Origin of the sequence: Mycobacterium saskatchewanense, assembly GCF_010729105.1 — a bacterium.
In the GTDB taxonomy this organism is placed as follows: Bacteria; Actinomycetota; Actinomycetes; order Mycobacteriales; family Mycobacteriaceae; genus Mycobacterium; species Mycobacterium saskatchewanense.
On sequence record NZ_AP022573.1, the window covers coordinates 2562335 to 2587322 of the forward strand.

The 24988-nt window shown below is 62.7% G+C and carries 23 protein-coding genes and 1 pseudogene; 13 read left to right on the forward strand and 11 right to left on the reverse strand.

All coding sequences use genetic code 11. The features are described from left to right. Position 1: 1 nt before the first annotated feature. From dndD to dndB, 3 genes are read right to left on the reverse strand one after another with little or no spacing between them, the layout of a single operon-like run. Positions 2-1978: a DNA sulfur modification protein DndD gene (gene dndD, locus G6N56_RS11790; protein ID WP_085256602.1), complete on the reverse strand. Its 1977-nt coding sequence runs from the start codon at positions 1976-1978 to the stop codon at positions 2-4. Continuing rightward, on the reverse strand, positions 1975-3516 hold the full coding sequence (gene dndC / locus G6N56_RS11795; RefSeq protein WP_085256601.1) for a DNA phosphorothioation system sulfurtransferase DndC: 1542 nt from the start codon (positions 3514-3516) through the stop codon (positions 1975-1977). The genes dndD and dndC overlap by 4 nt, the downstream gene beginning before the upstream one ends. Beyond that, complete coding sequence (dndB, locus tag G6N56_RS11800; RefSeq protein WP_085256600.1) at positions 3513-4661, reverse strand: DNA sulfur modification protein DndB; 1149 nt, start codon at positions 4659-4661, stop codon at positions 3513-3515. The genes dndC and dndB overlap by 4 nt, the downstream gene beginning before the upstream one ends. Before the next feature lie 99 nt (positions 4662-4760). On the opposite strand from dndB, the gene dndA reads away from it, so the two are divergent. Then, positions 4761-5960, forward strand: a complete 1200-nt coding sequence (gene dndA, locus G6N56_RS11805; protein WP_085256599.1) for a cysteine desulfurase DndA — start codon at positions 4761-4763, stop codon at positions 5958-5960. Between the two features lie 13 nt (positions 5961-5973). Here the strand turns inward: dndA and G6N56_RS11810 are convergent, their stop codons facing one another. The 5 genes from G6N56_RS11810 to G6N56_RS11830 all read right to left on the reverse strand — a co-directional run bounded on the left by G6N56_RS11810 (position 5974) and on the right by G6N56_RS11830 (position 9051). Continuing rightward, positions 5974-6147, reverse strand: coding sequence for a hypothetical protein (locus tag G6N56_RS11810; protein WP_158090732.1), 174 nt, complete (start codon positions 6145-6147; stop codon positions 5974-5976). A 65-nt stretch (positions 6148-6212) separates the two neighbouring features. Continuing rightward, positions 6213-7124: a DUF6745 domain-containing protein gene (locus G6N56_RS11815; protein WP_085256598.1), complete on the reverse strand. Its 912-nt coding sequence runs from the start codon at positions 7122-7124 to the stop codon at positions 6213-6215. Between the two features lie 2 nt (positions 7125-7126). Continuing rightward, positions 7127-7462, reverse strand: coding sequence for a DUF8820 family protein (locus tag G6N56_RS11820; RefSeq protein ID WP_085256597.1), 336 nt, complete (start codon positions 7460-7462; stop codon positions 7127-7129). Between the two features lie 209 nt (positions 7463-7671). After that, complete coding sequence (locus G6N56_RS11825; RefSeq protein WP_232069331.1) at positions 7672-8586, reverse strand: hypothetical protein; 915 nt, start codon at positions 8584-8586, stop codon at positions 7672-7674. A 93-nt stretch (positions 8587-8679) separates the two neighbouring features. Further along, the gene (locus G6N56_RS11830; RefSeq protein ID WP_085256596.1) at positions 8680-9051 is read right to left on the reverse strand and encodes a hypothetical protein; all 372 of its coding nucleotides are present in this window, start codon (positions 9049-9051) and stop codon (positions 8680-8682) included. A gap of 1210 nt (positions 9052-10261) precedes the next feature. Here G6N56_RS11830 and G6N56_RS11835 point away from each other — a divergent pair. After that, complete coding sequence (locus tag G6N56_RS11835) at positions 10262-11335, forward strand: hypothetical protein (RefSeq protein WP_142280670.1); 1074 nt, start codon at positions 10262-10264, stop codon at positions 11333-11335. A gap of 28 nt (positions 11336-11363) precedes the next feature. Here G6N56_RS11835 and G6N56_RS11840 read toward each other — a convergent pair whose 3' ends face one another. Both G6N56_RS11840 and G6N56_RS11845 read right to left on the reverse strand, forming a co-directional pair. Further along, on the reverse strand, positions 11364-12482 hold the full coding sequence (locus tag G6N56_RS11840; protein WP_158090731.1) for a DUF4062 domain-containing protein: 1119 nt from the start codon (positions 12480-12482) through the stop codon (positions 11364-11366). Further along, on the reverse strand, positions 12479-13042 hold the full coding sequence (locus tag G6N56_RS11845) for a hypothetical protein (protein ID WP_085256591.1): 564 nt from the start codon (positions 13040-13042) through the stop codon (positions 12479-12481). The genes G6N56_RS11840 and G6N56_RS11845 overlap by 4 nt, the downstream gene beginning before the upstream one ends. A 497-nt stretch (positions 13043-13539) precedes the next feature. Here G6N56_RS11845 and G6N56_RS11850 point away from each other — a divergent pair, with 497 nt between their 5' ends. Continuing rightward, the gene (locus G6N56_RS11850; protein ID WP_085256590.1) at positions 13540-13812 is read left to right on the forward strand and encodes a hypothetical protein; all 273 of its coding nucleotides are present in this window, start codon (positions 13540-13542) and stop codon (positions 13810-13812) included. A 167-nt stretch (positions 13813-13979) separates the two neighbouring features. Here the strand turns inward: G6N56_RS11850 and G6N56_RS11855 are convergent, their stop codons facing one another. After that, positions 13980-15170, reverse strand: coding sequence for a hypothetical protein (locus tag G6N56_RS11855; RefSeq protein WP_085256589.1), 1191 nt, complete (start codon positions 15168-15170; stop codon positions 13980-13982). Positions 15171-15275: 105 nt separating this feature from the next. On the opposite strand from G6N56_RS11855, the pseudogene G6N56_RS11860 reads away from it, so the two are divergent. From G6N56_RS11860 to G6N56_RS11905, 10 genes and pseudogenes are all read left to right on the forward strand, one after another. After that, a pseudogene (locus tag G6N56_RS11860) lies at positions 15276-16560 on the forward strand (IS3 family transposase). Between the two features lie 352 nt (positions 16561-16912). Then, entirely contained in the window at positions 16913-17707 is a 795-nt protein-coding gene (locus tag G6N56_RS11865; protein ID WP_085256588.1) for a hypothetical protein, read from the forward strand. 1 nt (position 17708) lies between these two features. Beyond that, a complete protein-coding gene (locus G6N56_RS11870) occupies positions 17709-18788 on the forward strand; it encodes a hypothetical protein (RefSeq protein ID WP_085256587.1) in 1080 nt (359 codons plus the stop codon). Then, complete coding sequence (locus G6N56_RS11875; RefSeq protein ID WP_085256586.1) at positions 18785-19585, forward strand: vWA domain-containing protein; 801 nt, start codon at positions 18785-18787, stop codon at positions 19583-19585. The genes G6N56_RS11870 and G6N56_RS11875 overlap by 4 nt, the downstream gene beginning before the upstream one ends. Next, positions 19582-20130, forward strand: a complete 549-nt coding sequence (locus tag G6N56_RS11880; RefSeq protein ID WP_085256585.1) for a hypothetical protein — start codon at positions 19582-19584, stop codon at positions 20128-20130. Before G6N56_RS11875 ends, G6N56_RS11880 begins: the two co-directional genes overlap by 4 nt. After that, the gene (locus G6N56_RS11885) at positions 20127-20330 is read left to right on the forward strand and encodes a hypothetical protein (RefSeq protein ID WP_085256584.1); all 204 of its coding nucleotides are present in this window, start codon (positions 20127-20129) and stop codon (positions 20328-20330) included. Before G6N56_RS11880 ends, G6N56_RS11885 begins: the two co-directional genes overlap by 4 nt. Positions 20331-20490: 160 nt before the next feature. Beyond that, positions 20491-20730 carry a hypothetical protein gene (locus G6N56_RS11890; protein WP_085256583.1) on the forward strand — a complete coding sequence of 80 codons (240 nt, stop codon included), beginning with the start codon at positions 20491-20493 and terminating at the stop codon, positions 20728-20730. Further along, complete coding sequence (locus tag G6N56_RS11895) at positions 20723-22921, forward strand: type IV secretory system conjugative DNA transfer family protein (RefSeq protein WP_085256582.1); 2199 nt, start codon at positions 20723-20725, stop codon at positions 22919-22921. Before G6N56_RS11890 ends, G6N56_RS11895 begins: the two co-directional genes overlap by 8 nt. Then, positions 22918-23913 carry a replication-relaxation family protein gene (locus G6N56_RS11900; protein ID WP_085256581.1) on the forward strand — a complete coding sequence of 332 codons (996 nt, stop codon included), beginning with the start codon at positions 22918-22920 and terminating at the stop codon, positions 23911-23913. Before G6N56_RS11895 ends, G6N56_RS11900 begins: the two co-directional genes overlap by 4 nt. After that, positions 23910-24944: a DNA-methyltransferase gene (locus G6N56_RS11905; protein ID WP_085256580.1), complete on the forward strand. Its 1035-nt coding sequence runs from the start codon at positions 23910-23912 to the stop codon at positions 24942-24944. Before G6N56_RS11900 ends, G6N56_RS11905 begins: the two co-directional genes overlap by 4 nt. Positions 24945-24988: the final 44 nt, after the last annotated feature.

Genomic DNA, 24988 nt, shown 5'->3' on the forward strand with positions numbered 1-24988 from the left:
CTTACTCCCAGAAATAGCCGGGTCGGATCGTGGTGGCGTTGGTGGCGCCATCGAAATCCAGCTGATACATCCGCCCTACAAACGGCCGCAACGTCTTCAACGCCGCTTCGTCGACCTCGGTATCGGTCGAGAGCAGCACAACTTGGTGCGCAGCATGGGGGAAGTACCGCTCGACGAGTCGACCGCGGTGTTCTCCGTCAAGGCGCCCGAGCGGAGTATCAATGACCATCGGTAGGGGTTGTCCAGCAGCTTGCGCAAGGCCCCAAAGCAACGCGACGGCGAGTAGTTGGCGTTCACCCGCCGACAGCTCGGTGGCCGCGAGACTCTGACCGTCCGAGCCGACGAGCTCCACCGCGTATGTGGTCGGATCAATCCGAATGTCGGTGACCAGACGGTCCTTTCGCAGCAACCGACCGAGAGCTTCAAGCACCAGCCGCGATATCTGGCCGACGTGACGTTCAGCCGCTTTGACCTTCAATGCGTCCAGGGTTTTTCGTGCCCGTTCGGCATGCTCGACGAGGCGACGGTCATCGTCGGCGTCGAGTGTGGCCCGCGCTGCCTGGTCCATCGCTGCCTCGTAAGCGGTGTCAGCACGCGCACGCTCCTGCCGCGCCGCCTCCAACCGGTCTTCAGCCTGCACGAGCAATGCATGGCAGCGCACCGCGTGCTGCGACGCCTCGTCGAGTTCTTGCTTGATCGAAGTCAACGCCTCCGGGTCCGGAATTGCGACAAGCGTCCGCTCGGCCTGCTCCAACTCTCCGGCGAGCTTGTCCCGCCGGTCCACGAGCGATAGCAGCCGCTTGCGCGATGAAGGCAGGATGCTCGACCGCAGCGCGTCAATAGTGCGACCGTCAGTAAGCCCACTGATCATCGGCACCCGCGCCGATGCCTCCTGGCGCTCGGCAACGTCGGTCGACATGAATGATTCCAGCGCTGTCAGCGCCGCCCCGCGTACTTTGGCTTTCTGCAATTGGTCTAGCAATACTTGATCTCGTGCTGCAACGACATCGAGTACGAGCGACTCACGATGTGCATCCCGTTCCAACGCAACCTGATTCGCGAGTGAAGCCAGCAGATGGGTCGCCTGCAGAAGAGGAGCCGCTTCGGCCGCCTCGGCGCGTAGCTCTTCGTCAACATCAGTGATCTGCTGACGAACGAGCACCAGCCGCGCCTCAGCCGCTTCACGTTGCTCGAGCAGCCCACCGCCAGCGGCTCGATACTGCTCGGTGACTGCATTGAGGCGCTTATCGGCCCGCTCAGCCTCCACCTTCGCAGTGCCGACCTGCTCTTGGGCGAGTTCCGCTGCCTGGCGCGCGTAGGTGACCGCGGCGCGATTTGCCTCGACAAGTTGCCGCAGTTCCTCGGGCACCTCGGCGCCCCGGTGGCGACGACGAATCACGGCCAGGTCCGTTGCCAGACGATCGATCAGTTCCAGCCCAAGCAGAGCGGCAAGAGCGGATTGCAGCACACGTTGTGACTGCTCCAAATCAGCCAGCGCTTCAATTTGCTCGCCATCGAAGAAAAACAGGCCAGCGATACCACGGGGAATGAAGGTCTCGACATACTCGCTCCATGTCGATGCAAGGGATTCATCGAATTTCCCATCGACCCACACCAGAACGAACTCACGCAGTGCGGCACCGCCGCCTTGCCACCGACGTCTGATGCGGTAGCTGTGCTTGATTCCCTGCTGGAAGACATGGAAGGTGAGCTCAACGGCAGCGCCTTCGGAAGCGGGAACACCGTGGTGGATAAGGCTTCTGAGGTAACTGTCATAGCTCCCGGTGCGCCCGCGACGCGCTTGCGACAGCGCTCCGTAGAGGGCTAGATGGATGGCCTCGAGGATCGTCGTCTTACCGGCACCGTTCAAACCCCCGATGAGAACAACAGGCTTCTTCGAAGATGGCGGTGTCAGCCGAATTTCGTTCTTTCCTCGATAGGTGCCGATGTTTTCCAAGACGAGCGAGTCAAGAATCACTGAACGACCTCCTCCCCTGATTTCTGCCGGACGTACCCATCGATAATGTCCAGAGGGTCTGGTTCGTCTGTCGGATCAGCGTTTCGATCCATGGCGGCTTTGCGTCGGTGTGCCCGGAGGGTGGCGTCGGTCTCGTCGTCGTAGAAGTTTCGTCGAATCGCACCTTCGAGCGAGTCAAACAGTCCGGCACGGCGAGACTGAGACTGATATCGCTGTTCGATGTCGAGTAGTTCGCGGACGAGTTCAAAGTGCAGCCGGTCACCATCGGCCACTTCGCGCAGCGTCTCAATCAGTTCCGGTCCCAGTGGCAGATGCTCGTCGAGTGGGCCGCCGGGGTAGGTCGTGCCCATCGCTTGCTCGTAGATGCCCGGAAGGTGATCCTCGAACTCGTGTTTCTCCACCACCCAGATGCGACGGATCTCTTCTAACTCAGGTTGTGTGATCAGATCGAGGGACCGGACGTAATCGGGTCCCTCTGCACGGATGAACGCCTGTGCCTCAAGGAGTCTGCGCAGCCAATCTTCGCGTGAGGCTTGGGTGTACGGTCCAGGAATCGGCTTACCATGGAATAGCTGAACTGCACCATTCATCCGACGGAAGTCCCGAAGATGCCGGTCGTCGGCGATGTCGAGCGCATTGCGGAGATCAAGCAGCGGAAGCATCCACTCCTTCTCCTCGTCGTTTTGAATCATGGCCGACATCGACTTGTCCTTATCCACGAGCGTGCACGTCCAGCACCCGAATCGACTGTCGCCGCAACTCGGCGTGCTGGAGTCGACAACCAATGGGCACTCGCCGTCCGGCGAAGCGCCTTGGTACATCGTGAGTAGCTCTTTGTTGGAGTACCCCCATGGATTGGCCTGTTGCATCAGGAAAGTCCACACGTCATCGTTGGACCAGTCCTCGATCGGCGAATAGACGAGGCAGTTCGGCAAAGAGTTGTTCGGGCTCAGGAGATCTCGGACCCGCCGGGCTTGCAGTTCCGTCATTCGGTGCGACCGCCCCGAACTTTCAGCCTTGCGCGTTCCCAGTACCAGTATTGCTTCGCCATGCGCTTTCACCATCTCGCGGATGAAAGAGTTGGATGGCTTGATTTTCAGCCGTTCGGTGCACCACCGAAACTTTGGCCTGGGCGCTGGGTAGCCACGGCCGATCAGGTTAACCCAAAACGTATCCGCCACCGCCGGCGTCAATCGGTGGGGCGCGATGGGAAGTCCCCCGGCGCGCGCCGCCCCCTCCATTACCTCCAACGAGTGCGTTACCCACGCGGCGACAACCGGGTTCTCGACTAGCGTGTCTGTGCTAATCACATGGACGGGCTTGTGGCGTTGCTTCTCCGGAAGTCCTTGCAGAGCAAGCCATACGATCTGCAGAACGGCAGTCGAGTCCTTGCCACCCGAGTAGCCGACGACCCACGGCACGTCATCGGCGGCATATAGCTCCTGTGTCTTATTGACGACCGTTTCGATCGTCGCAGCGAACCCCACTTCGTCGAACGCCGATCGCCGCTTCGGCGAGATAGGCAGGCTGCGCTTCATCTGTTTCCTCCTTGAAATGCGTCCTCTGCCCGTTGTTCGTCCGGCGGCAGTGGGAGTCCCATCGCAGTGCGCATCGCAGCAGTGGTTAGAAGAACGTTGGCGGCGCTCTTCGAAACCCGTCCCCCGATGACCGCGCGGCCTTCCCACATGCTGCTCGACCGATGCCAGTCCAGGTTGCGCAGCTTCCTGAGGGCGGTTGACCACGCACGGACGCCTTTGCCTTCAGCCAAAAGACTGTTGCCAACCTTGCCCAGAGCATGGAGCACGATGCCGTGCGTGTGAATGAAGTCCTGCCGCACTTCGCCGGCCGTGATCTCCCGGTTGAACACTTGCTCCCACTCCGGGAATTGATCTGCCACCAGCTCCCAATACTTCGCGGCCAGATCCACCTGGCGCTCGAAGTTGTCTTCCTCGACACCGTCGAGCAACGCCTTGGTGGCTGAGTAGAGCGCCGACAGTGTGAACAGTTTTCGTGAGCGCTGCGCCAGATTCGACGTCTCCATCTCGGTCAGATCACGGAGAAACGGAGAACGCATCACCACAAGCCTTGTGAGCGCGGATATCTCGTCTCGATGGTCATAGAGGACACCGATTGACTTAGCGGGACGCACAGCGTAGCGGTTGAGGTCGGCGAACATCTGCTGGCATCGCTCGAGCCCGACGTCGAGGAACATGACGATAGCGATGCTCTCGTCGCCGAGGGCTGGATTCTCGACGAGCGCGGCCTGAATCGCCGCACGCCGGTGCTGGCCATCATTGATGACGAAGCGAGCAGACATCGGGATGGTGAGTGTTCCAACGCGCTCGCTGGGACCATCGCTCGCAATCGGTTCAAAGTGCACGTCGGCATCGACAGACGCGGTCAGGGCAGAGAAGACGTAGCTGTCGGAGTTGTCAACGATGTAGCGGGCGATCTCGGGCACCCGCCCCTTGTTCAGGGTGCGCTGCGCACGCATCTCGGGTGTCAGCTCTTCTTCGTCGAACAGGAACATCCGAGGAATGAGCCGTAACGGACACATCGTCACGTAGTACTCGCGGCCGGCTTGTACTCCACGGATAGCGGGGAAGACATACTCGAACCCGGCGGTGCGGGCGCGACCTGCGGATTCGGGTGATTGTTGCGGGGCGGCGTTAGTTTGCGTCACCTCTCACCCTCCTACCGTATTTGTTCGGAAAACACAATCCGTACACGTGGCCGCGTTTCTCCGAACGCATGTCAGAACCTACGCGTACCGTCTTGGACCATGACGGTAGACACGCCCACCGACAGACCCGCCAAATTGGGATCTTCGGTCCCAGGGACCGAAGGCCGCCCCGTCTATTTGGATTGCAATGCCACGACGCCGGTAGACCCGCGGGTTGTGGCCGAGGTGATGACCTACATGGCCCATGAGTTCGGCAATTCGGGCAGCCGCACGCATGGATACGGGCAGATCGCCAAAGAACGGGTTGCCCGCGCCCGCGAGCAGGTAGCCGCAGTGGTCGCTGCCCGGCCGGATGAGGTGACGTTCACAAGCGGCGCAACCGAGAGCAACAATTTGGCGATCCTCGGCTTGGCGGCGGCAGGTAAGTCCTCTGATCGACGTCACATCGTGTCGACCCAAATCGAACATAAAGCGGTGTTGGAGCCGCTGGCTGCACTCGTTGATCGCGGTTTCGAAGTCACATTGGTGCCGCCAACTCGGGGCGGCTGGGTCGATCCGGCCGCTATTGCAGAGGCCGTCCGCCCAGACACGCTCTTGGTCTCGGCGATGGCGGTCAACAACGAGACAGGCGTCATTCAACCAATCGCCGACATTGCAGCTGTGCTGGATCAGCACGACACCTACTTCCACGTGGACGCGGCCCAGGCATTCGGCAAGCTCAGTGAGCCCCTGCGGTCTCCACGGATCGACATGCTCAGCGTCTCCGGGCACAAAGTCTTTGCCCCCAAAGGTATTGGCGCACTCGTAACCCGACGCCGCGGCTTCCGGCGTATCCCATTGGAACCACTGATGTTCGGCGGTGGGCAGGAACGAGGGCTCAGGCCCGGCACGCTTCCGGTCGCACTGATTGCCGGGCTTGGGCTGGCCTCCGAACTAGCGCTCGACGAGTGCGACGCTCGTTCAGAGCGGGTTGCGGCAATCAAACGCGAAGCACTGGCCGCATTGTCACCACTCCAAATTCAAATCAACGGCGACGAAGCGCGCACGGTCCCGCATACTCTCAACTTCTCTGTGCCGGGCGTCGACGCTGAAGCGGCCATCGTCGCCCTCAAGGATGTCGTCGCGGTATCGAATGGGTCGGCATGCACCTCGCAGAAATACGAACCGAGTCACGTTCTCGTCGCCGCAGAGCTCCAGAAGGAGCGCATCGACGGTGCCCTCCGGTTCTCCTGGAGTCACCTCAACAATGAGGTGCCGTGGAGCACTGTCGCGCAACGACTCTCACGTTTAGCGGGGTGACACACGGGCGACACTACCCTGTTGGATCTTCCCTGATCGTCCTCACAACGTAGTCGATCGCTGCGTCAACATCATCTAAATCATTTTGCTCGTAGATGATTTCGTCAGTCGAGCGGTCTAAAATCTGTACGGCGGCACCGTGGTACGTGACGTTGATACTGATGTCGTACTCGTCAGGAAGATTCATGACGCTCTGCTCCTTTTCTGTTCCGTCGTGGCTGTTTCCAGCTCAATAATTTCGCTCATGGAGAGCTATCCCTCCTGCTCAATCGACAGCCAATCGTCGAGGCTGATACCGAACGCGTGGGCTTGGCACAGTTCGGCGTCTCGTTGGCATCCGATTTGCGGGTCCACCCATTCGACGAACTCGCGCTCTGGGTGGCTGGCGTCGCGCATGTGGATGAAGTAGTCGTAGCCGCCGTGACCTCGCATACGGTCGCGGGCCATCCTTGGCGGCAACGTCAGTCGATAGAGCGTCGTGCCACGCACGCCGCGGTCGATCAGTTCGGCGTCGGAGTCGTACACGAGTTGTTCAAAGGTGAGGTATTGCAGAGCAATAGCACGCTGATCGGAATTGTCGAGCGCGGCGATGTCTTGGATGAGCAGATCGTGATTGATCACTTGAAAGTACAGCCGCCGGTCGAACTCGACGCCCTGAAGGAGGTACAGACCGTGCCCGTCGGGCCAGACGACCGCCACGCGGCCGGTGTCGTCGTGCAGCACGTCTGAGCGACCCTCGGCCAGTCGAACCACCGGTGTCGGCACGATGATGGCCGTCCGGTCGGCGGCGATCAACCAGCCGAGACCACTACGGGCAGCTTCGCCGATGGCGTTCTTGAGCCCGACGACGTTGTCAGCGGAGATGACGACCAGATCCGTCAGCGTCAGATGCCGTCGGATCGCGAGGTGCCGTTGCGCGACGAGTCGGAAGATCAGGCGATGGATGCCGCCGAGACGCTGGCGATCTTCGTCGAGCTCTTGGATGTCTCGGGCGGTCTGCCGCAGCGGGTGGTCGGCCAGGCGAGGGTCGCGCCGATGGGACGCCGATAGGTGAAGCGCCTCATCGAGATTGGGCACCACCAGGTAACGCGTGCCAGTGTCGGCATCATTCGACCTGTAAAACTCAGCGACCAGCTCGACGACGCGAGTGCTGTTGAACGCCATGGTTAGTCGGCAACAATGCGACGCGGCCTCACGGTTGAGCGAACGTCGAACTCGGTCTTGCGGATGACTTTCCAGGCGCCGGCCGACACGGTCAGCTCGCGGTGTTGCTGGTTGCTCTTGTGGTGCCGAAGCGGAGTCGGAGCCGGAAGGTCGACGAACAGGTCGCCGTTCATGGCGACGATCTGCGCGAAAGCCTTATCACTTTCAAGCACGTGATGGTGGCCCGATTCGCTATGCCCGACAATGCAACTCAGAACCTCTTCGACTTGGCCGCCAGGTGCGGCCGCGACGGGGAGTAGCAGGATTTCGCCGTGACGGACCGGTGTGCGGTGCGACATGACAGGACCATCCTTCGTGACCGGAATCGGGAAATCCGCACGTGCCGTGACACTAAGGATTGGCGGGCACGGCGAACGATCCGATCGTACGCCTGTTCGAATGCTCGGACAAGGTTGTGCCAACCGAAACATCGATAAGGTCAGCTACGAAATAAGTTGTACTTTAACGTAATAGGTGTTTTTGACCTCCAGGTTGAAGCTGGTTCGTACTACCACGACCGTCCGCGACGCACCGGTATCTCACGCACAGGAAGCTCCCACGGTGCCAGCGGGCGGTCAACGATCGGCCGCACATTCTCTGGAGTGATGCGCTCTTCGTTGTGCTCGCGCTCGTAGATATCAGCGTGGATCTTGTTGTGTTCCGCGAGCGTATCGACCGCCCGCGCAAGAAGAATGTTTAGTCGCCGGACTTCGGCTTCGGCGGCAGTAAGGCGTTCATAGACCGTAATCGACCGGTGTCCCCCACACCATTGCCGAAGCAGCTCATGATAAGGACGCAAGCGTTGCCGGTACCACTCGTATTCACGTTCGGGTGTCGTCGTCCGCTCTTCACCGTCGTGCGACTTGTACGTTTTGCCCCGCTTGCAGTGTTCTCGTGCCTCGACCTCGCTAGCCATCACTTTGTCGAGGACCGGGACAGGGTTGGCGCGGCAGGCATACTCGGCGACGATCAAGGTGCCATCGGCGGACAACTCGATCACGTCGTCATGCTCGAACCACTCCACCTGTTCCAGTAAAGCATTGAGCGAGCAACGCATGAGCTGCTCCAGCGCTTCACGGTCACGGACGGTTGTCCCGTCCTTCACGCGCGAGCCGCAATACGTGGCAACGTCGCCCGGAATGAGCAGCAAGAAAACCTCTTCCACCGCCCACTCTTCAGCTTCATCGAGCGAGCTTTGGTCAAGTCGCTGCCAGTTCGCCATCAGCTCGTCGTAGTGCACGACGTCGCTCCAGGGTCCGGGGAGCCGGATCCCCGGCACGTTGTCACAGAGGCCGGCTTTGTCGCCATCGAGGAACTGAATGTCGACCCGGGTGGTCTGCTTTCGTTTCTCGATGCCAAGGATCTTGACCCGCTCGGACGGTCCGTAGTGCCGCTCCCGGTAGATCCACTCGTCCCCAATCATCACAGAGACACATCATCGCCGATCGGCGCTACCCGCTGCAGAGCGAACCTGATGGCTTCCATCGACCCGACGCCACGATCACGGACGGAAATCTTAGCTTTCGGTTTGGTCGTCCCCACCGTGGTCGACGTGAGGCAGATCAATGGGGATCTGTATCTTCCGAGGATGCAGCCGCTCATCATCGAAGCCATCGCCCTTCAGGTACTGGGGATCCCCCTGCCCGCGGCGCACCGTCACCCATGAGCCGTCCGAGAGTTGATGTCGACCTGGGCCCTTGAGTGCAGCCTCCAGCGCCTCGTCATGAAGGCGGATACGCTCGACACGCTCGTCGTCGGTGAGATGACATGAGTGCTCACAAGTTTCGCAGCCGTAGCAGACGCAACACGAAAGGTTGTCCCACTGCTCCTGCGTATAGCCGGGCGGCGGGGTGTTGATGATCTCGATCTGTGGGTCGTCGTCCACCATTCGTTCAGCGTGACAGCTCACACCAACATTCTGGGAATGATTTTTTGCCACCGACCCGTAGGACTCGCTCGCCTCGGTGACCTTCACCAAACCTGCCAGTCGGCGTCTCGCACCGGATGGGTCTGTACCGGCATCGCGACGTGAGCTGCATCAGCCGCCGCCTCGGCGCCGTAACGCACAGCGACCGCGTCAAGCTCCCTCATCATCTGCCGAAGCGCGGTGCGGTTACGACGGCGATTGCGGCGAGCGGACGTGTGGCGGTAGTTCGCGAATTCGCGATTGCCGGTGGCCCGTGGCAGCCGGTGGAAAGTTCGGATGTGTGTCGCTCGCTCCGGGCGCGGTCGGCGGACGAGTCGATCTGCTTGGGCTTCGATGAGGGCCGAATAGCGCAGACTGTCGATCTGGTGGCGTGACCAGTAGCCCCCGTCGGGGTTCCTGGTGATGTGCCGCCGACTGGCAGGTACGTGATGAACGGTTCGTGACATGGCGGACCTCCGCCAGCCACCGGTCCTTCCGGTGCGCTGACTAGAAGTCGGCGCCTGAGAATTTTCCGCTCATGACGGCCATGATCTCACCCACCGCAAATGAATTAGATATGTCGGACGGCGCTGCTACATTCAGCCACATGATCGGACAGCACAGGCCTCGGGACTCCGTGGAGACACCGCGGCCCCTGTCCGTCCTCATCCGGGGGTAGCGGGCAGGGGCCTTGTCCCCGGAGGCATTGCCTTGTCCCGCACCGATGCCCACGCTCCACTTTGGGTCCGTCTCGCCCGTTGCGAACTCGCTGTCGAAGCGCACCACGCACCTCATCGCGCCGACTGCGATCTTCCCAGCCGCCCTCCCCTTAAGTGGGAAGGGTGGTTGCCCGCCACCAAGTGTTATTGGGTGTTCCGCTACAACGGCACCAATGTCTGTTCGTGCTCGATGTGTCATGCGGGCCCTCAACGTCGTCAGGGCAACCGCAATCAGCGGCACCGCGCTCGGACATCGCTCGCCGCCGCGCTCGGTCGCTGGCGGCATGGTGACGAATCAGCTTTCGACAATGTTGTCGCCCCAGCGCGGAATCACTATTGGTAACTCGACCGGATTGTTGTACCGCGCACGCCGAAATCTGCGCAGGCTACGTTGAATCCAATGCGGACTGCCGACGTCGTCTCTGTCGGTGGGCTGAACTACACGCCCGGCGACGTGCGTTTTCAGTGTCCTCGTGTACCTCTCACCCGGTCCTAGTAATGATTGCCGCCGACAACCCTGCCGTTGTAACCAGACGACGAAGCGTTCTTTCCTGAAAAAGTCAGTTTTAACGGCATATCTCTTTGAAACTGTTTCTCGCGGAAATGAACTCGTCCGCCGTCGCGACGACCGAGCCGATGATTACGACCAGGCGATCGCGGTGATGGATCAATGGCGGCGTGCCGAACCCGGCCACCGGATGCTGACTACCAAACAGCTCGAAGCGCGCTGGGCACGGCAAGACCGCGAGCGCGAGAAAACGCGCGAGCGTCGTGAGCAGCAGCGAGAAGCGCGAAAGGCCACTTACGACGAGCACCGGGCTGAGGCTCGGTTAGCACTCTTCGAGCAGACCTCGCTCGTCCCGCATGAACGGGATGAGTTGGCGGGCTACCGCGACGGGACTCTGTTTCCCAAGATGGACGGCACCCGGCGCCGCGAGAAGATCGCAGACCTAGAGCAGTCGATCGCGGACCGGCGCACCGAAATCGACCGGCTGGCACCCATCGTCGGTGATCCTGAAACGGTCGTCGACCAGAACGGCTGGCTACCAAGCGAGCGGCGCGAGGCGATGTTGCTTCACTACCGATTCGAGCGGGAGCGTCGGGTGCGTGCGCTGCGCACACAGATCCAGGAACAGGCGTCGACCATCGAGAGCACGGCCCGCTGGAAGGTGGCGAGCCTGCAGCGTGAACTCTACGCACTGCTGGCGGTGCCGCCACTGACCGACGACGACATGTGCAGCGACTGTCCCGTTCCCCTTGCAGACCACGGATGGTGGACCATGAGTGGCCCATGCGTCGCCTGGCCGGGACCACGCGCCCGTCTGCGGAAAGCACGCGAAATCTTGGCGGCCGGCATCCGCGAGGCCGAGGCTGTCAAGCAGCAGGCACCGCGACCCCCGAAACCCGAACCGCTGGCGGTCATCAAGTCCGGCCTGCCAATCGCCGAGATCATGCAGCAGCTCGAGGAACTTCAGACGCGGTTTCCAGATGCCGAGGTCCGCCGTGGCCGTGCGAACCGATGGGAGCTGTGGCCAAAAGGATCGTGAAGTTGGGCGGCTTGTCGATCGTGGCAGATCACCGGTGCCGGTGGAACACCTCGATCAACCGACGGCTCAGAATGCCGCCGACCTCAGGGGCACCGGCATCGAGCGCGGCCAGCGTCACCAACTCGTCGGGCTCGACTTGTAGCGGCTGATCAGACATCGTCAGGAACTGCGCCCTGTTTCGTGGCATATCGGAAACCTTGCCGATCGACAACGTTCTCACCGGGTCGAGCCCCACGGCAATCGCAACGTGCGGCGACGAAATCGCTTGCGTGTGGCCGATCAACCGCAGCATGCCCGCGATCTGCAGAGGCAACTGCGTTGGATCGAGAATTGCGCCGAGCCCATCGTGGGGTAACGACGCCCACGCCGACACCTGACCGCTTTGGCCGATGCGCAGGCCCAATGTCCGGGCCTCGGCGGCAGAGTTCCACCCCGCGGGAGCATCGTCGCCCAGCAGCAGGTAGATAGCATCCTGGGCGGCGCGCGTCTCCAAACCGGCGCGCTCATCGACCAGGCCGCTGCGACGCATCCGTCCGGCCACCGCATCGCCGAGTTCGGCCAGAGCCCGCGCCGATAACGGAACCCCCGGCGACGGAAGTGCGTGGACTTCAATAGTGGCCGCTGAAAACTGCTGACCCTGAACACCCAGCGCAAATTGATTGCGCCACTGGATAACCGGGGCCTCGGTCATGGGCGCGAAGCCGAGCGGACTGCCGGCCTCAGCGAGTTCGCGGATCTTGCCCGCCACCTTGGTCTGCAAGTCCGCCGTCGAGCTGAAGGAGTCGCGGAACACTCCTGCTCCGTAGTCCTCGATCTCCGCGATGAACGCCGCTTGGTCGGCGTCCAGCTCCACGTTGGATTTGCGGTAGACCACGCGCGGCATTCCTGCCGCCTGAGCGGCCATCCACTCATCGTGGGTGGCGGACTGCCCCGTGTCCTCAAAGACGTGGCCGTAGTGGGGCCCGACCAACAGTAAGCAGACGTCGGAGCTCTTGACTCCTTCCAGGCATGCCTCTCGGCTGGGCACCGTTTGCGCCGTGAAGTCCTCAAAGCGCACCGGTGTGTGGCCAATCGCCGAAATCAGTCCCGGTAGAGCGTCGCGCTCTTCTTCGAGCCCCCGACGGACGCTGCTGATGAAGACTCTCATTCGGCTCCTCCCGAAATGACCGCCTCGCGCGCTGTGGCGACGAATCGCTCCCAGCGCTCTCGTTTGGCTTGGTCGCCGAACCATGTTTGGATCCCGATGCGTTCGACGGTGCTGCCGAACGCAACCTCGATCTCCAACGGCGTGAAATGCCGATGACTGCCGATCTGGTCGGTCCACGAACGGTGGTAGACCCGCGTCACCGCGAAGGAAGTCGCGGCACGAAGCGGCAGCGTCCGAGCAGTGAGCGCCGTGGGTTCTACGGGTTTATCGAAGCTCCCGGGTTGGCGGCGTTGGCGGTCTTCAAGAGCGTCGTAGCCCTCGGGTTCGAACGTCGCCTCGACATGCGCGAGCGCCGATGGCGTGAACGCCCACGTCGACCACGCCGTCGGCCCAGCCCATGTGTAATTGGTGTGCGATGCCACGATCTGGTCGACGTCGCCGACAAGGACGGCAAGGCAAATCATGACGACATCGGGCGCATTTCGGGCGCCTGGACTGGGATGGTCCGCGGCGGTGGTGTGGCCAATGACTGTTTGCCACTGGGCGTCGGTGAGATCCATGAGCCTCCTTTCCCGACTGGACTCGACGGTACCGCGGCGCACCGACAGTCCTACCCGCCGAATAAAGACCCCAATGACGAGCGGTTCAGAGGCGTACCGCCTACTACACGCCGTTCGTATTGGTCGTCGTTGCCGCAGCCTCGACGGTGCCTCCATACAGCCAACGTTCCCCGTCAGTGCGACTACTGCTGACTGACAAAAGTGGTCACCAAATCCCTGCACACGCACTGTTTGTTGCCAGGAATTCGGGTGAGGACTATTGCAATATTCTGCCGACTATGTCATAACTATCGGGAGCTGATGCACAGCGATAATGTTGTCCACGTTGGCATTTCACATTGCCGATTCGAAGCGGCAGTACTTCACTGCTGACGAGAGACCGCTTCAGAGCGGCGCCCTGAACTGTTTGGTTCTGTTCGGCGCGCCGTTCTCAAGCCTCTTTGAGATCCATTGACGCAGCGCGCGTCTGGAATGTCAGCGGCAGAAGAGAGGCCATTGTGGCCACGGACGAACAGATCGTGAGCGGTTCGCTTGATCCTGATCAGGTGATGGCTGAAGTGCGCTCGATCACTCAGGACCAAGCACTGGCAGCGGCGCACCAAATCACCCGATTGCCGTCCGAACAACGTCAGCTCTACATCCGGCAGCTCCTGATCGCTCTTAGGGACGATCGGGGTCAGCAATTTGTCGAGGACTTGATCAGGGATGTGTTGCGTGATAGTGAATGCACACATTCCGATCATCCAGAGGTAGATGCACCGGAGGTTTGACCAGCTCTCGGTCGATGCTTAACTGGCAGTCCTAACACCGCCCCTGCTCTGAAACCATCAGAGCAGGGGCGCTTTCTCATTCGCGCCCTTCACCGCAGGCGGTCCCTGGGGTGACACGATGAGGGCGACACCGCCGAATCAAGTCGTTTCGGCACGGTGGATCGATATCATTCTTCGTCTTTGTCTTTGTCCGGCCGCGTTATCGGCTCGATCCAGATATCGGCGATGTCAAAGTTCTTCTTGCTGGGCGCTTGCCGCCAAAACATCGATGTGATCGACTTGCCATCCTTCTGTATGGGCTCAGGGATGATCCATCGACCGAGGCGATCCAACCTCGCAAGAATCTGCGCGAACAGTGTCATCGAAAGATACAGCGCATGATGGAATTCGTCCGTTTCCTGCTCGTCTTTATGGCTGAAGAACAGCTGGTCCTCGCTGTTGAAAAACGCCTGGAAGTCCTTTGAGATCGGAAGCGGCCACTTGTCATATTCGATGCTAGTGTCGGCATCCTTGCTCGATACCGCGTAGTCACGCTCCGATGGCCACTCGCTTTGAAGAATGAAACGAGACAGTAATTCCCATGGTAGAAGCAACATTTCGCTGTCGATCGAGGCTAGGTATCGCTGTGCGATGTCGTCGTAAAATCGCGCACCCAGTTGCCGTAACGCATCGAAGACAAGTGCTCCGTCGATGTGTGGCCAGATGGTGCTCTCTTTTACCGACTTAGAGAGATTGGGCATCAAGCCCGACAGCACCGATATCGTGCGCTTGATGTTTGAGTAGGCGTCTGGTCCCAGCTGTAGTAGCACACTGCGGATCAATGCGACGATCTCATCGTCGGTCCGTGCACGGATTTCGGATGCCTCACGATCAGCCCACTCGTCGCGCGGACGGCATAGCGACTCTCGCAGCATGGCGATCTGGTCGGCGAAAAGCGTGTATACAGCGTCGGAGCGATTCTTGTAATCTTTCGGGCCGGTGGAGCCCATCTCCATGTGTGCCTTCTTCTGCCTGCCATCCAAATGGAACCCCAGCGATTGGTCCAGGTTCAGCTCGTTCCACAGGATGATCCATGAAACATTTTGGACTTCGCCCGGTTTGATGTGCTGCCACTTGTAGCTGTTGACAACGCATTTCAGTGCGTCGATGGTTGCGACCGGCAATCGCCCTTCGACCGCGCCGGTCCGGTGGTGTTCGTCTTGACTGATCGGCAGCCGTTTTAGGTTGTCGCCGCTGTCCGCGATCTTGCGCGGCGTGACGCCTTCATTGCGGCGCAGCGCGTACAGCTCGCTCTTGACGGCCTCTGGCGTCGGCGGTAGTTGCAGCGGTGCGTCGTCAGGTGTGGTGGTCGTTGTCACGCGCCTATTACACCATTCCGCCCGGACGCACAAGGTCGATCAGGGTGCTCGTTTTGAGCCGTCCCGGCGTTTCCGGAGACTCCCGATCTTGGGAGGATCTGGGTTATGGGACGTGTCAGCAAGTACCCCGACGAGCTTCGTGAACGTGCGGTGCGCATGGTCGCTGAGGTGCGCCCGCAGTACCCGTCGCAGTGGGCGGCGATCACGGCGGTCACGGGCATGTTGGGGATCGGCACACCGGAGACGTTGCGGACCTGGATCCGCCGCTCGGAGGTCGATACCGGCCAGCGGCCGGGTGTGACCTCCGCGATGGCCGAGGAGAACAAGGCGCTGCGCAAGGAGATTGCCGAGCTGCGCCGGGCCAACGAGATCTTGAAAGCAGCGGCGATTTTCTTCGGGGCCGAGCTCGACCGGCCCGGGAGACGGTGATCCGGTTCATCGCCGAACACAAGGACCACCAGGTGGCCGGCCCCAACGGCGGGGCCGGGCTGCGCTGGGGTGTCGAGCCCATGTGTGCGGTGCTGTCTGAGCATGGCGTGCCGATCAGCCCGTCGACCTACTACGAGTGGATCAACAAGACCCCGACACGACGGCAGATCCATGACGCCGAGCTGGTCGAGATCATCACCGCGGCGCGGGAAGACAAGAAAAGGGCAAGTTCGTCCAGACGCTGGGGTCACGCAAGTTGTGGATCTGGCTACGCAGCCAGGGTCACGATGTCGCCCGGTGCACGGTGGAGCGGATCATGCGCGAGAACGGTTGGGAGGGCGCGCGGTACGGATCCAAGCACAAGACCACCATCGCCGACGACACTCATCGGCGATACCCGGATCTGGTGGACCGCCGCTTTTATGCCGCGGCGCCAAATCGGTTGTGGGTGGCCGACTTTACGTATGTGTCGACCTGGATGGGATTCGTCTACGTCGCATTCGTCATCGACGCCTACAGCCGCCGGATCCTAGGCTGGCGGGCCGCCAGATCCATGACCACCGATCTGGTCCTCGACGCTATCGAGCATGCGTTCTTCACTCGCGCCCAGGACGGCACCACCAGTCTGCACGGGCTGATTGCGCACAGCGACGCGGGCAGTCAATACACCTCGGTGGCCTTCACCCAGCGGCTCATCGATGAGGGCGTGGATCCCTCCGTCGGCTCGGTTGGCGATGCGCTGGACAATGCGCTGGCCGAGACCACCGTCGGCTCGTTCAAGAACGAACTTATCCGCCGGCAAGGCCCGTGGCGCGACGTCAACCAGGTCGAGCTGGCGACCGCTGAATGGGTGGTCTGGTTCAACACCGAACGCCCCCACGAGTACCTCGACGACTTCACTCCCGAGGCCGTCGAGACGCTCTACTACGATCACAAACGCACCCCACCAAAGGCAGGGTGATTCAACGAATGCAGTCTCCGGACTCACCGGGACGGCTCATTTCGCTGATTCCGGGCCTATAGGGCTCCCTCATCGGGATTCATTCAACGGCGCGCTGCCGGTAATTGATATAGGCATGGCTTCTCAACACCCAATCTGGTGGGAATTCGACCTCGCCAGTTCACATTTCATCACCGGCGCCGGACGGTGTCTGGCGGCGAATCGTCGTAGCGCCACGGCATGCGCACAGCTCATGGCTGGCACCGCCACCGTCTCAAACGTTCGGCCACTGACAGCGACGTCAGAAATGGGGTCAACCCCGGTCGATCATCCCGATTCACTCAAGTCCATCGATGACCGGAGGTAAACAAGCATGTCTTACAACAGCTTTCATCAGATCTCACGGCAGTCGGTCGCCAGCGCGGCGATTGTCTGCATTCTCGCCGGATGCGGCAGCCCGCCGACCGCCGGAAGCCTGGGCCACGCCGAGCAGGTGGCGGCGTCGTGCCCGACCGACGGCAGCAAGACCGCTGCCTATGTCGCAAGCGACGGGTCAGCCAGCCGCTTGGGACTGACGAGCGAGCCCGCGCAGCAGAATGTTATCCGCGACGTCGCCGAACGCACCGCGATTTGCGGCGGTCACTTGCGCGTCGTGCTGTTCGCAGGCTCGACGGTCGCGGTGCCTGTCTTTGATGGTGATCTAAAGCTGGACGGGGCGACCGAAAACGCGCGACTTCGTAAGGCTCCCACACTTCTTGACGACGTCATGGGTCAGATCAACAGCGCACTGCCTAGCGCCCAGGCACAGCTTCCCGATGGTGCCACCGATGTCGTCGGTCAACTGCAGCCCGGCGCCGAATACCTGACGCAACTGTCTGCCGCGGGGAAGTTTCGTCTCGAGGAGACAATCCTGACCGACGGCATCCAGACGGCCGGGCAGGACCTCGAAGACCCGGCACTGACTGAGCAGCAGGCCACCGAGCTGGCGGGCACGTTCGCGGTGCCCGACTTGACCGGGGCACAGGTGCGGCTGATCGGGATCGGCCGCCAGGCCGACGGCTCGCTGCTGCCGACCCCGTACGTGGCGGCGTTGAAGGCCTTCCACACCGCGGTCTGCCAGCGCACCCAGGCCACCTGCACGGTCGTGACCGACGCGGCGGGTGCCTGACATGGCCAGCATCCTCAACCTCGCCCGCAAGACATTTCCCGACCACGCCCCCCCACACAGTGGAGCGTCCCGGCCCGAAGGTGTCCGGTTGATCCCGGTCGAGAGCGCCTCGGCGACCGCCCGCCCGGACACCATCGCCGAGACCTACTTGGAACTGGAGCACGACGCCCGCGGGCTGGAACAGCAGCACCTGTTCGCCGCCGAGGGCGAGGTACAGGCCCGCGGCCAGACCGCTGTCGCCAAGTCTGTCGGCTACGCGGCCACGCACATGAAGGCCTCGGTCGAGCGGGCCAAGCTCGCGGCGGACCGAGCGTCCGAACGCCACGAGCACATCCGCGACGTTCTCGGCCCGTACGTGCGGCGCAAGTCCACCTCGTCGATCGGCTACCTGGCACGCACCGGGGCGCTGCTGATCGGCGACATCGCCGGACTATCGGGTGCGGCGATCGCGCTCGGCGAGATCCCCGCCTTGGCGATCACCCAGGCAATCTCAGCGGGCACCGCCACCGTGACAGCTGGGCTGGCCGCTTCCCAGTTGCGTCACCTGCAGCAGGCCGCCGAACGCAAGCTCGACGATATCCCCGACAAACTCGAACCGTACCGGCACCTGTTCTCTGGGGCGACGGGATCGAACCGGCTGCGCGCTGTAGTCATGGTCATCGCCGCGTTGATCGCGTTGTTCGTCTCGGTCGGAGTGTTCGCGCTGCGCACCACCGTCGAGGGCTCGCTGTCCGGGCTGACGTTCGGCGCGCTGGCCGCCGCCATCGCGATGGCCAGCTTCATCAACAGCTGGTACCACGCCGATGCCGTCGCCGACGTTGTCGAGTCCGCGCAGCACGACGCCCACAGGGCTGATCGCCGCCACCGACGGCTGGGCACGCTGAAACTGATCGGAAAGTCGGAAAAGGCCGGCTTCGAGGGTGATTCGCTGATCACCGAGCACACCCACCGCGGTCTGGCCGCTGCCGCGCATCTGGATGCGGAGAAGTACCGCGCCCTGCAGGCCAGCCCCGATGTCGTCGGGCACGGTCCCGCGACCAAGCGCCCGGAGTCGCCGCTGCGCCGCGCGAGGTCGGCATGAATACCGCCCTGCGCGAGGCGCTCTCGCCGGTACCCGCTGCCGTGAACGCATCGCGGTTACTCGACCCTCGCAGCCTCGGGCCCGGCGACCACCGCGCGGAGCCGAAGGCGGCGGCCTCCCCCGATCCGGTCGAGGTGGCGATCAACTTGGCACCGCCGGGGTCGTGTTCGGCGGGCGGCACGACGACGTTCGTCGTGCTCGATGAGTCGGCCGGCGTCACCGGCAGTGGCGGCAACGATCCGCTGTCGCGGCGGCACGCCGAAGCGGCGCTGGCGATCCGCCACGTCGCCGCAGCCTGCCGCTGCCGTCGTGACCGGGTGGCGCTGGTGCCCTTCGACCGGGGCTCGGCCGGTTTCGTTGCACCCCAACCGCTTACACGCAACGGACTGCGGACGATCACCCGCGGACTGCAGCGGCTGTCTCACGGCATGGGGCTATCCAGTGAACTCGGCCCACCACTGGACTACGTCGAAACGCAGGCCAGCCAGCAGCGCGGCGACGTAGCGCTCGTGGTGTTCTCCGACCTCCTGCTCACCGACCAGAACCCGAGCACCGTCCTGACCCGGCTGCGAGCGTTTCCCGGCTACGTGCACGCCGTCGTGCTGGGCGCGATCCCGCCAAGCGTGTTGGTGGACGACCCGTACGTGGCCGTCACCCGGCTCACACCGTCCACGCCACCAGGCGAGGCAGCACATGCGGTCTTCGACGGACTCAACCACTACCGCAGTCCGTCATCCACGACGGGCAGCGCCGCCCACCCCACCGAATCCCCTCACAGGAAGGAGCTTTCCGCATGACTCTTCTGAACGACCTTCGCCCCCGCGTTGGCGACGATCTTCTCGATGCAGCCGACGTGCTGTCCGCATTCATCGAGGACGCCGCCGCCCGCACCGCCGAACAGGTGGGATTCGGCTACATGCTGATCCAGGACGCGCCGAGCACTTTTCCGGCGCTCACCAAGGCTTACGCCCACAGCGCGGCGACCGGGGAGCCGCTACCGATCTCCAGTGAGAACAGCGACGACGCCATCTACAACCCGCCCAGTGTCAATGGGGCGCTGCGCTTCTGGCACGACGTCAACCACATAAGACGTCGCCTCGACTTCGGGCTCGTCGACGAGCTGGAGCTCTCGCTCTGGCACCTCGGCGAGTTGGAGAAGGCCGGCCACCGGTCGGGCTCGCTGGTGTGGCGGCTGCTGCACGCCGATCTCACCGGGCAGGCATACGTCCAAGCCTTTGCGCACCGCTTTCCGTTCGACCAGCGGCGCTTCGTGACCGGTTGCGTCACTGCCGGATTCGACCACGGACTACTCGCAGAATTGCGGAGCGGGCAGGCGACGTGAGCCAGGAACCGAGCAAGTGGATGGACAAGATCATCGGCTGGTGCTTCGGCGCACTGCTGGGTGTGATCGCGCTCTACTGCGCCGTGCAACTCATCCAATCGATCCTGCCGACACTCATCGTCATTATCGGCATCGGAGCGCTCATTGCGTTCGTCATAGGCGTCTTCGTTGTAATTTCTACATGGCGAAATAGGTGGTAAAAAATGGCAACTTGACCCCTATTGACAGATTGTCAAAGTTGTTGCGCGACAACATAAACGTATTGACTATTGATTCAATTCAATAGATAATACGGCTCAGGCATTGACCGAATTCAATAGCCGAAATCAATTAGCAACTAATTCTTAATGGAGGACACCTATGTCTAAAACAGGAAGAACCAACCATCGCCGCGGTTCACGCGGCACACCGAAACCAGAACGAAAGATCATCGTGCGCAGCGTGCGCCGCGACCCACCAGATCTGCGCAAACTCTCCCGTGCGGTCATCGCCATGGCACTGCGCGATGCCCAAGCAGAGGCCGAAGCCCTCGCCGCCGTGACAGCGCACGCTCCCGCATCACACCACGGCACCGATAACGAGGAGATCATTGATGCCTAACTCCGGTGATGCCACCGTGTCGGCGGGTTCGCTGGTCTGGCTGCAGCTGCATTTTCTGCACAACGTCCCTGAGGCGATAGCCCTTGGACTGCTGCGCCACTGGGCAGCGCAAACCCACGCCCCGCAACTCATCCTGGAAGCGCGCGCCGACGTGACCGGCGTGGAATACCTGGTCGGCAGTCAGCTCCGGCACCAAGCGGCCGTCCGCCGTGCCGTCGAGCAACTGGTTGATGGATCAATCGTCACCAGTTTCGCGTCTACCGACCGCGAGTCCGTCAAGGTCGCGCGCCGAATCCACCTGAGCACCAACGCCCGACAGCTTGAGCCTGTCGACGCGGTGGCATCACATCGCTCCATCCTGCACGCCCTGACCGCCGTGGGGAAGGGTGAGCGCCTCACGATCCAGATCGTGCTCGGACCGCGCCAGCACCCGAAAACCCCACCACCAGAACCCAAGCGGGACAACCAGAAGGTCGTCTCCAAACTGCTGCACGGCGTCGCGACAGATACACGCCCTGGTGCACGGCAAGCCCTGGCCCACAAGCTCGGCCAGCACGCGATCACCGCCGCCGTCCGCCTCGGCGTCCACGCAGCCACGGCAGAACGCCGCCGCTCGCTGGTACTCGGTCTAGCTGCGGCCATGGGCACGGCCGAGTCACCCGATGTACGGGTCACGCTCAGAAACGAGAAGTCCCACCGCATCAACACCCCGCGTGCATCATGGTCGGCGTTCACACCTGCCCAGCGTCTGACCGTCACCGAGATCGCCCGCATGTCCGGTTGGCCCATCGCCAACCAAGACGAGCAGTTCCCTGGACAGCCGCCACTCCATCCGCGACCCGTCCGTCCAACGCCTCCGGCGCAATCCGGTACCCGCGTCGTCGCCGAAGCCTCCGCGCCAGGCGCTGGCGGCACTATCGGCTACGACCCGATCGACGCCATGCGCCACACCTGGGTCATCGGCCCGAACGGGGTCGGTAAGTCGACACTACTGCTGAACCTGATCCTGCAGGACCTCGACGCCAACCGCCCCATCGTGGTGATCGAACCCAAGGACCTGATCGCCGACCTATTGGCGCGCATCCCAGAGAAGCGGCGAGAGGACGTCGTCGTGCTCGACCCGTTCGACCAGGCACCTGTCGGTATCAATCCGCTCGACGCCAGTCACCGGCACGGGCGCTCACCAGAGGTGTTTGCAGACAGTCTGTTTGGCACCTTCAAAGCGATCTGGGGTGACAGCCTCGGCCCCCGATCGTCGGACATCCTGCGCAACTGCCTGGACCTGCTCGCTCGCCGCGACGACGCAAGCCTGGTCATGTTGCCGTTGCTGCTCACCAATCCGGGCTTCCGTCGCCGCCTCACACGCGGCGTCATGCAAACCGATCCGTTTGCCGCCGGACCGTTTTGGCAATGGTTCGACAGTCTCTCCCCCGAGGCCACCGCTACCACGATCGCGCCGCTCAGTAACAAGCTGCGGCCGCTGCTGAGCAAACCGCTCAGAGACATACTGGCCCAGCAGCATCCGAAGTTCAACGTCCGCCAAGTCCTACGCGAAAAGAAGGTGCTGCTGGTGCCGCTCCAAAAGGGCGTCATCGGGCCGGAGAACGCGCAGCTGCTCGGCGCGCTGGTCGTGGCCGAACTCTGGCAGGCCATCCGCGAACGCGCCGGTACGCCGGAGAACGCCCGCGAGCCGGTCATGGTCTACATCGACGAGGTCCAGGACTACCTGCGCCTGCCAACCGATCTTGGCGACGCGCTGGCGACCGCGCGCAGCCTCGGCGCGGGTTTCCATTTGGCACACCAATACGAGAAGCAACTGCCAGCGGCCATGCTCGACGCCTTTAGAAACAACGCCCGCTCCCGCGTCTGCTTCCAACTGCAGGCCGGGGACGCCAAGGAGATGACCGCCGGCCAATCAGTGCTCACCATCGAGGACTTCACCAAACTGCCGGCGCACCACGTCTACGCCAGCCTCGTCCGCGACAACGCCGTGCAGCCATGGGCCTCCGGCGTCACCAAACCCACCCCCGCGCCATTGAGCAGTCCCGCCGCGATTCGAAAACTCAGCCGCGAACGCTACGGCCAACCGATCGCCGACATCGAAGCCAGCTTCACCACGCTCGTCGAGGGCGCTGGCGCAGGCGAGGACATTGGCGATATCGGCGCCCCGCGCCGCAGGAGCCGGTCATGAATAACGATCCGCGGCAGCAGAATTGGGGCGAGCACGGTGGTCCGGTCGCTGGTCCGGTCGCGTCGACCAATCCGCTTCCGTCGTCGCCGGTAGACGGCCAATCCCCGTCGATACCGTCAGGGAATAGTGGTGCCCCACGGGGCACCACCACGCCCGCCAATGCGCCCACAGACCAACGCATCTCTGCATCCGGCATCGACCTCATCAACAATCGTCTATCCGACCGTGACCGGGCCATCCTGGCGTCGGTCGATCAGCATCAGTTCCTGACCGTCCGCCACATCGAAGCCCTGCACTTCGACGCCATCGCCCCCGATGCCAGAAGCCGCATCACCCGGCGCGTCCTGGCCCGGCTGCGCGGGCTGCGCGTGCTCGACGTCATCGACCGCCGCATTGGCGGCGTCCGATCCGGCTCGCAAGGACTGATCTATCACGTCGGTGTCGCGGGCGATCGACTGTTGGAACGTCCTGTCCGGCGTGGTGCCCGGTTGCGCTACGACCCATCCGCACGGTTCCTCGGTCATCGGCTGGCCGTGGCTGACGCCCACGTCGCGCTCATCACGGCGGATCGCGACCAGACGCTTCAACTGATCGATAGCGCCGTCGAACCGGCCACCTGGCGCACCTACACCGGACTCGGATCCGCTCGCCGCACGCTGAAGCCCGACCTGTTCGCCGCAACCGCGACCGACGACGAACTTGCGCACGCCTGGTTCATTGAGATCGACCGCGGCACCGAGCACATCCCGACACTGCTCCACAAGTGCCGTGAGTATGAGGCCTACCGCCGGACCGGCATCGAGCAGGACCGCCATGGCAGCTTCCCCGTCGTGATTTGGTCGATGACCCATTCCGATCCGGCAAACGCCGCACGACGACGCCAGGCACTCGCAGAGGCTATCGAAGCCGACCCGCGTCTGCCGAACGCACTGTTCCGCATCGTCGACCCCGAGCAGTTGCTGCTTCTGATCGAACGGGGAGGCCAGCGATGAGTGCCTCGACCACGTTGCCGCGCAACCGGATCGTCATCGGGGATGCGCTCACGAAGTTGTCAGCACTACCGGACGCGTCCGTCGACTGCGTCATAACGTCGCCGCCGTACTACTCGCTGCGCGACTACGGCGCAGCCGGTCAGATCGGCTTGGAGCGCCATGTCGATCACTGGGTGGAGAACCTGGCCGCGATCAGTAGGCAGGTCGCTCGTGTGCTCGTGACGACTGGCACCTACTGGCTCAACGTCGGCGACACCTACTCGGTGCACCCGTCGCAAGGCGGCCCACGCAAGAGTCTGCTAATGGCTCCCGAACGACTGGCACTACGGCTGCAAGCGGACGGGTGGATCATCCGCAACAAGATCGTCTGGGCGAAGCCGAACCCCATGCCCACCAGCATTCCCGATCGGCTCAACACGGCCTACGAAGTCGTCTACGTGCTGGCGAGGCAGTCACAGTACTTCTTCGATCTCGACGCCATCCGCGTGCCGCACGTATCCACCCGCAGTGCGGTCAAGGGGAGCAGTCGCCCGGTGCGCAAGGAATCCTGGCGCGGGCCCAATAGCGACACCGTGACAGGCCTCGCCGCACTCAAAGCGACGGGCAGAGTGGGCCATCCACTCGGCAAGAACCCCGGCGACGTCTGGACCATCGCACCCGGCGGCTACCGCAGCACGCACCACGCCATCTATCCACTGACACTGGCCGAGCGCATGATCGCCGCCGGCTGCCCTGAAGCACGCTGCACTCGCTGCCGCCTGCCATGGCAGCGAACGGTCATTCGCGCCTTGGGTGGCACTGCGACCCGCGCGGCGCTCACTCCGACGTGCCTGTGCCAGACGGGCCGTGAACCGGGCTTGGTCCTCGATCCGTTCATGGGCAGCGGCACCAGCGCCGTGGCCGCCGAGAAGATCGGCCGCGACTGGCTGGGCATCGAACTCAACCCGCAGTTCGCTACCGCCGCCCGGACCCGCATCGCTCAGGCCCGCACCGCACCTTCCACACGCCCACCCGAAAGGGCAGCCGCATGAGCCCGCTGCTGCCTCGTCGGTGTCATGCGGCCGTCACCGTAAGC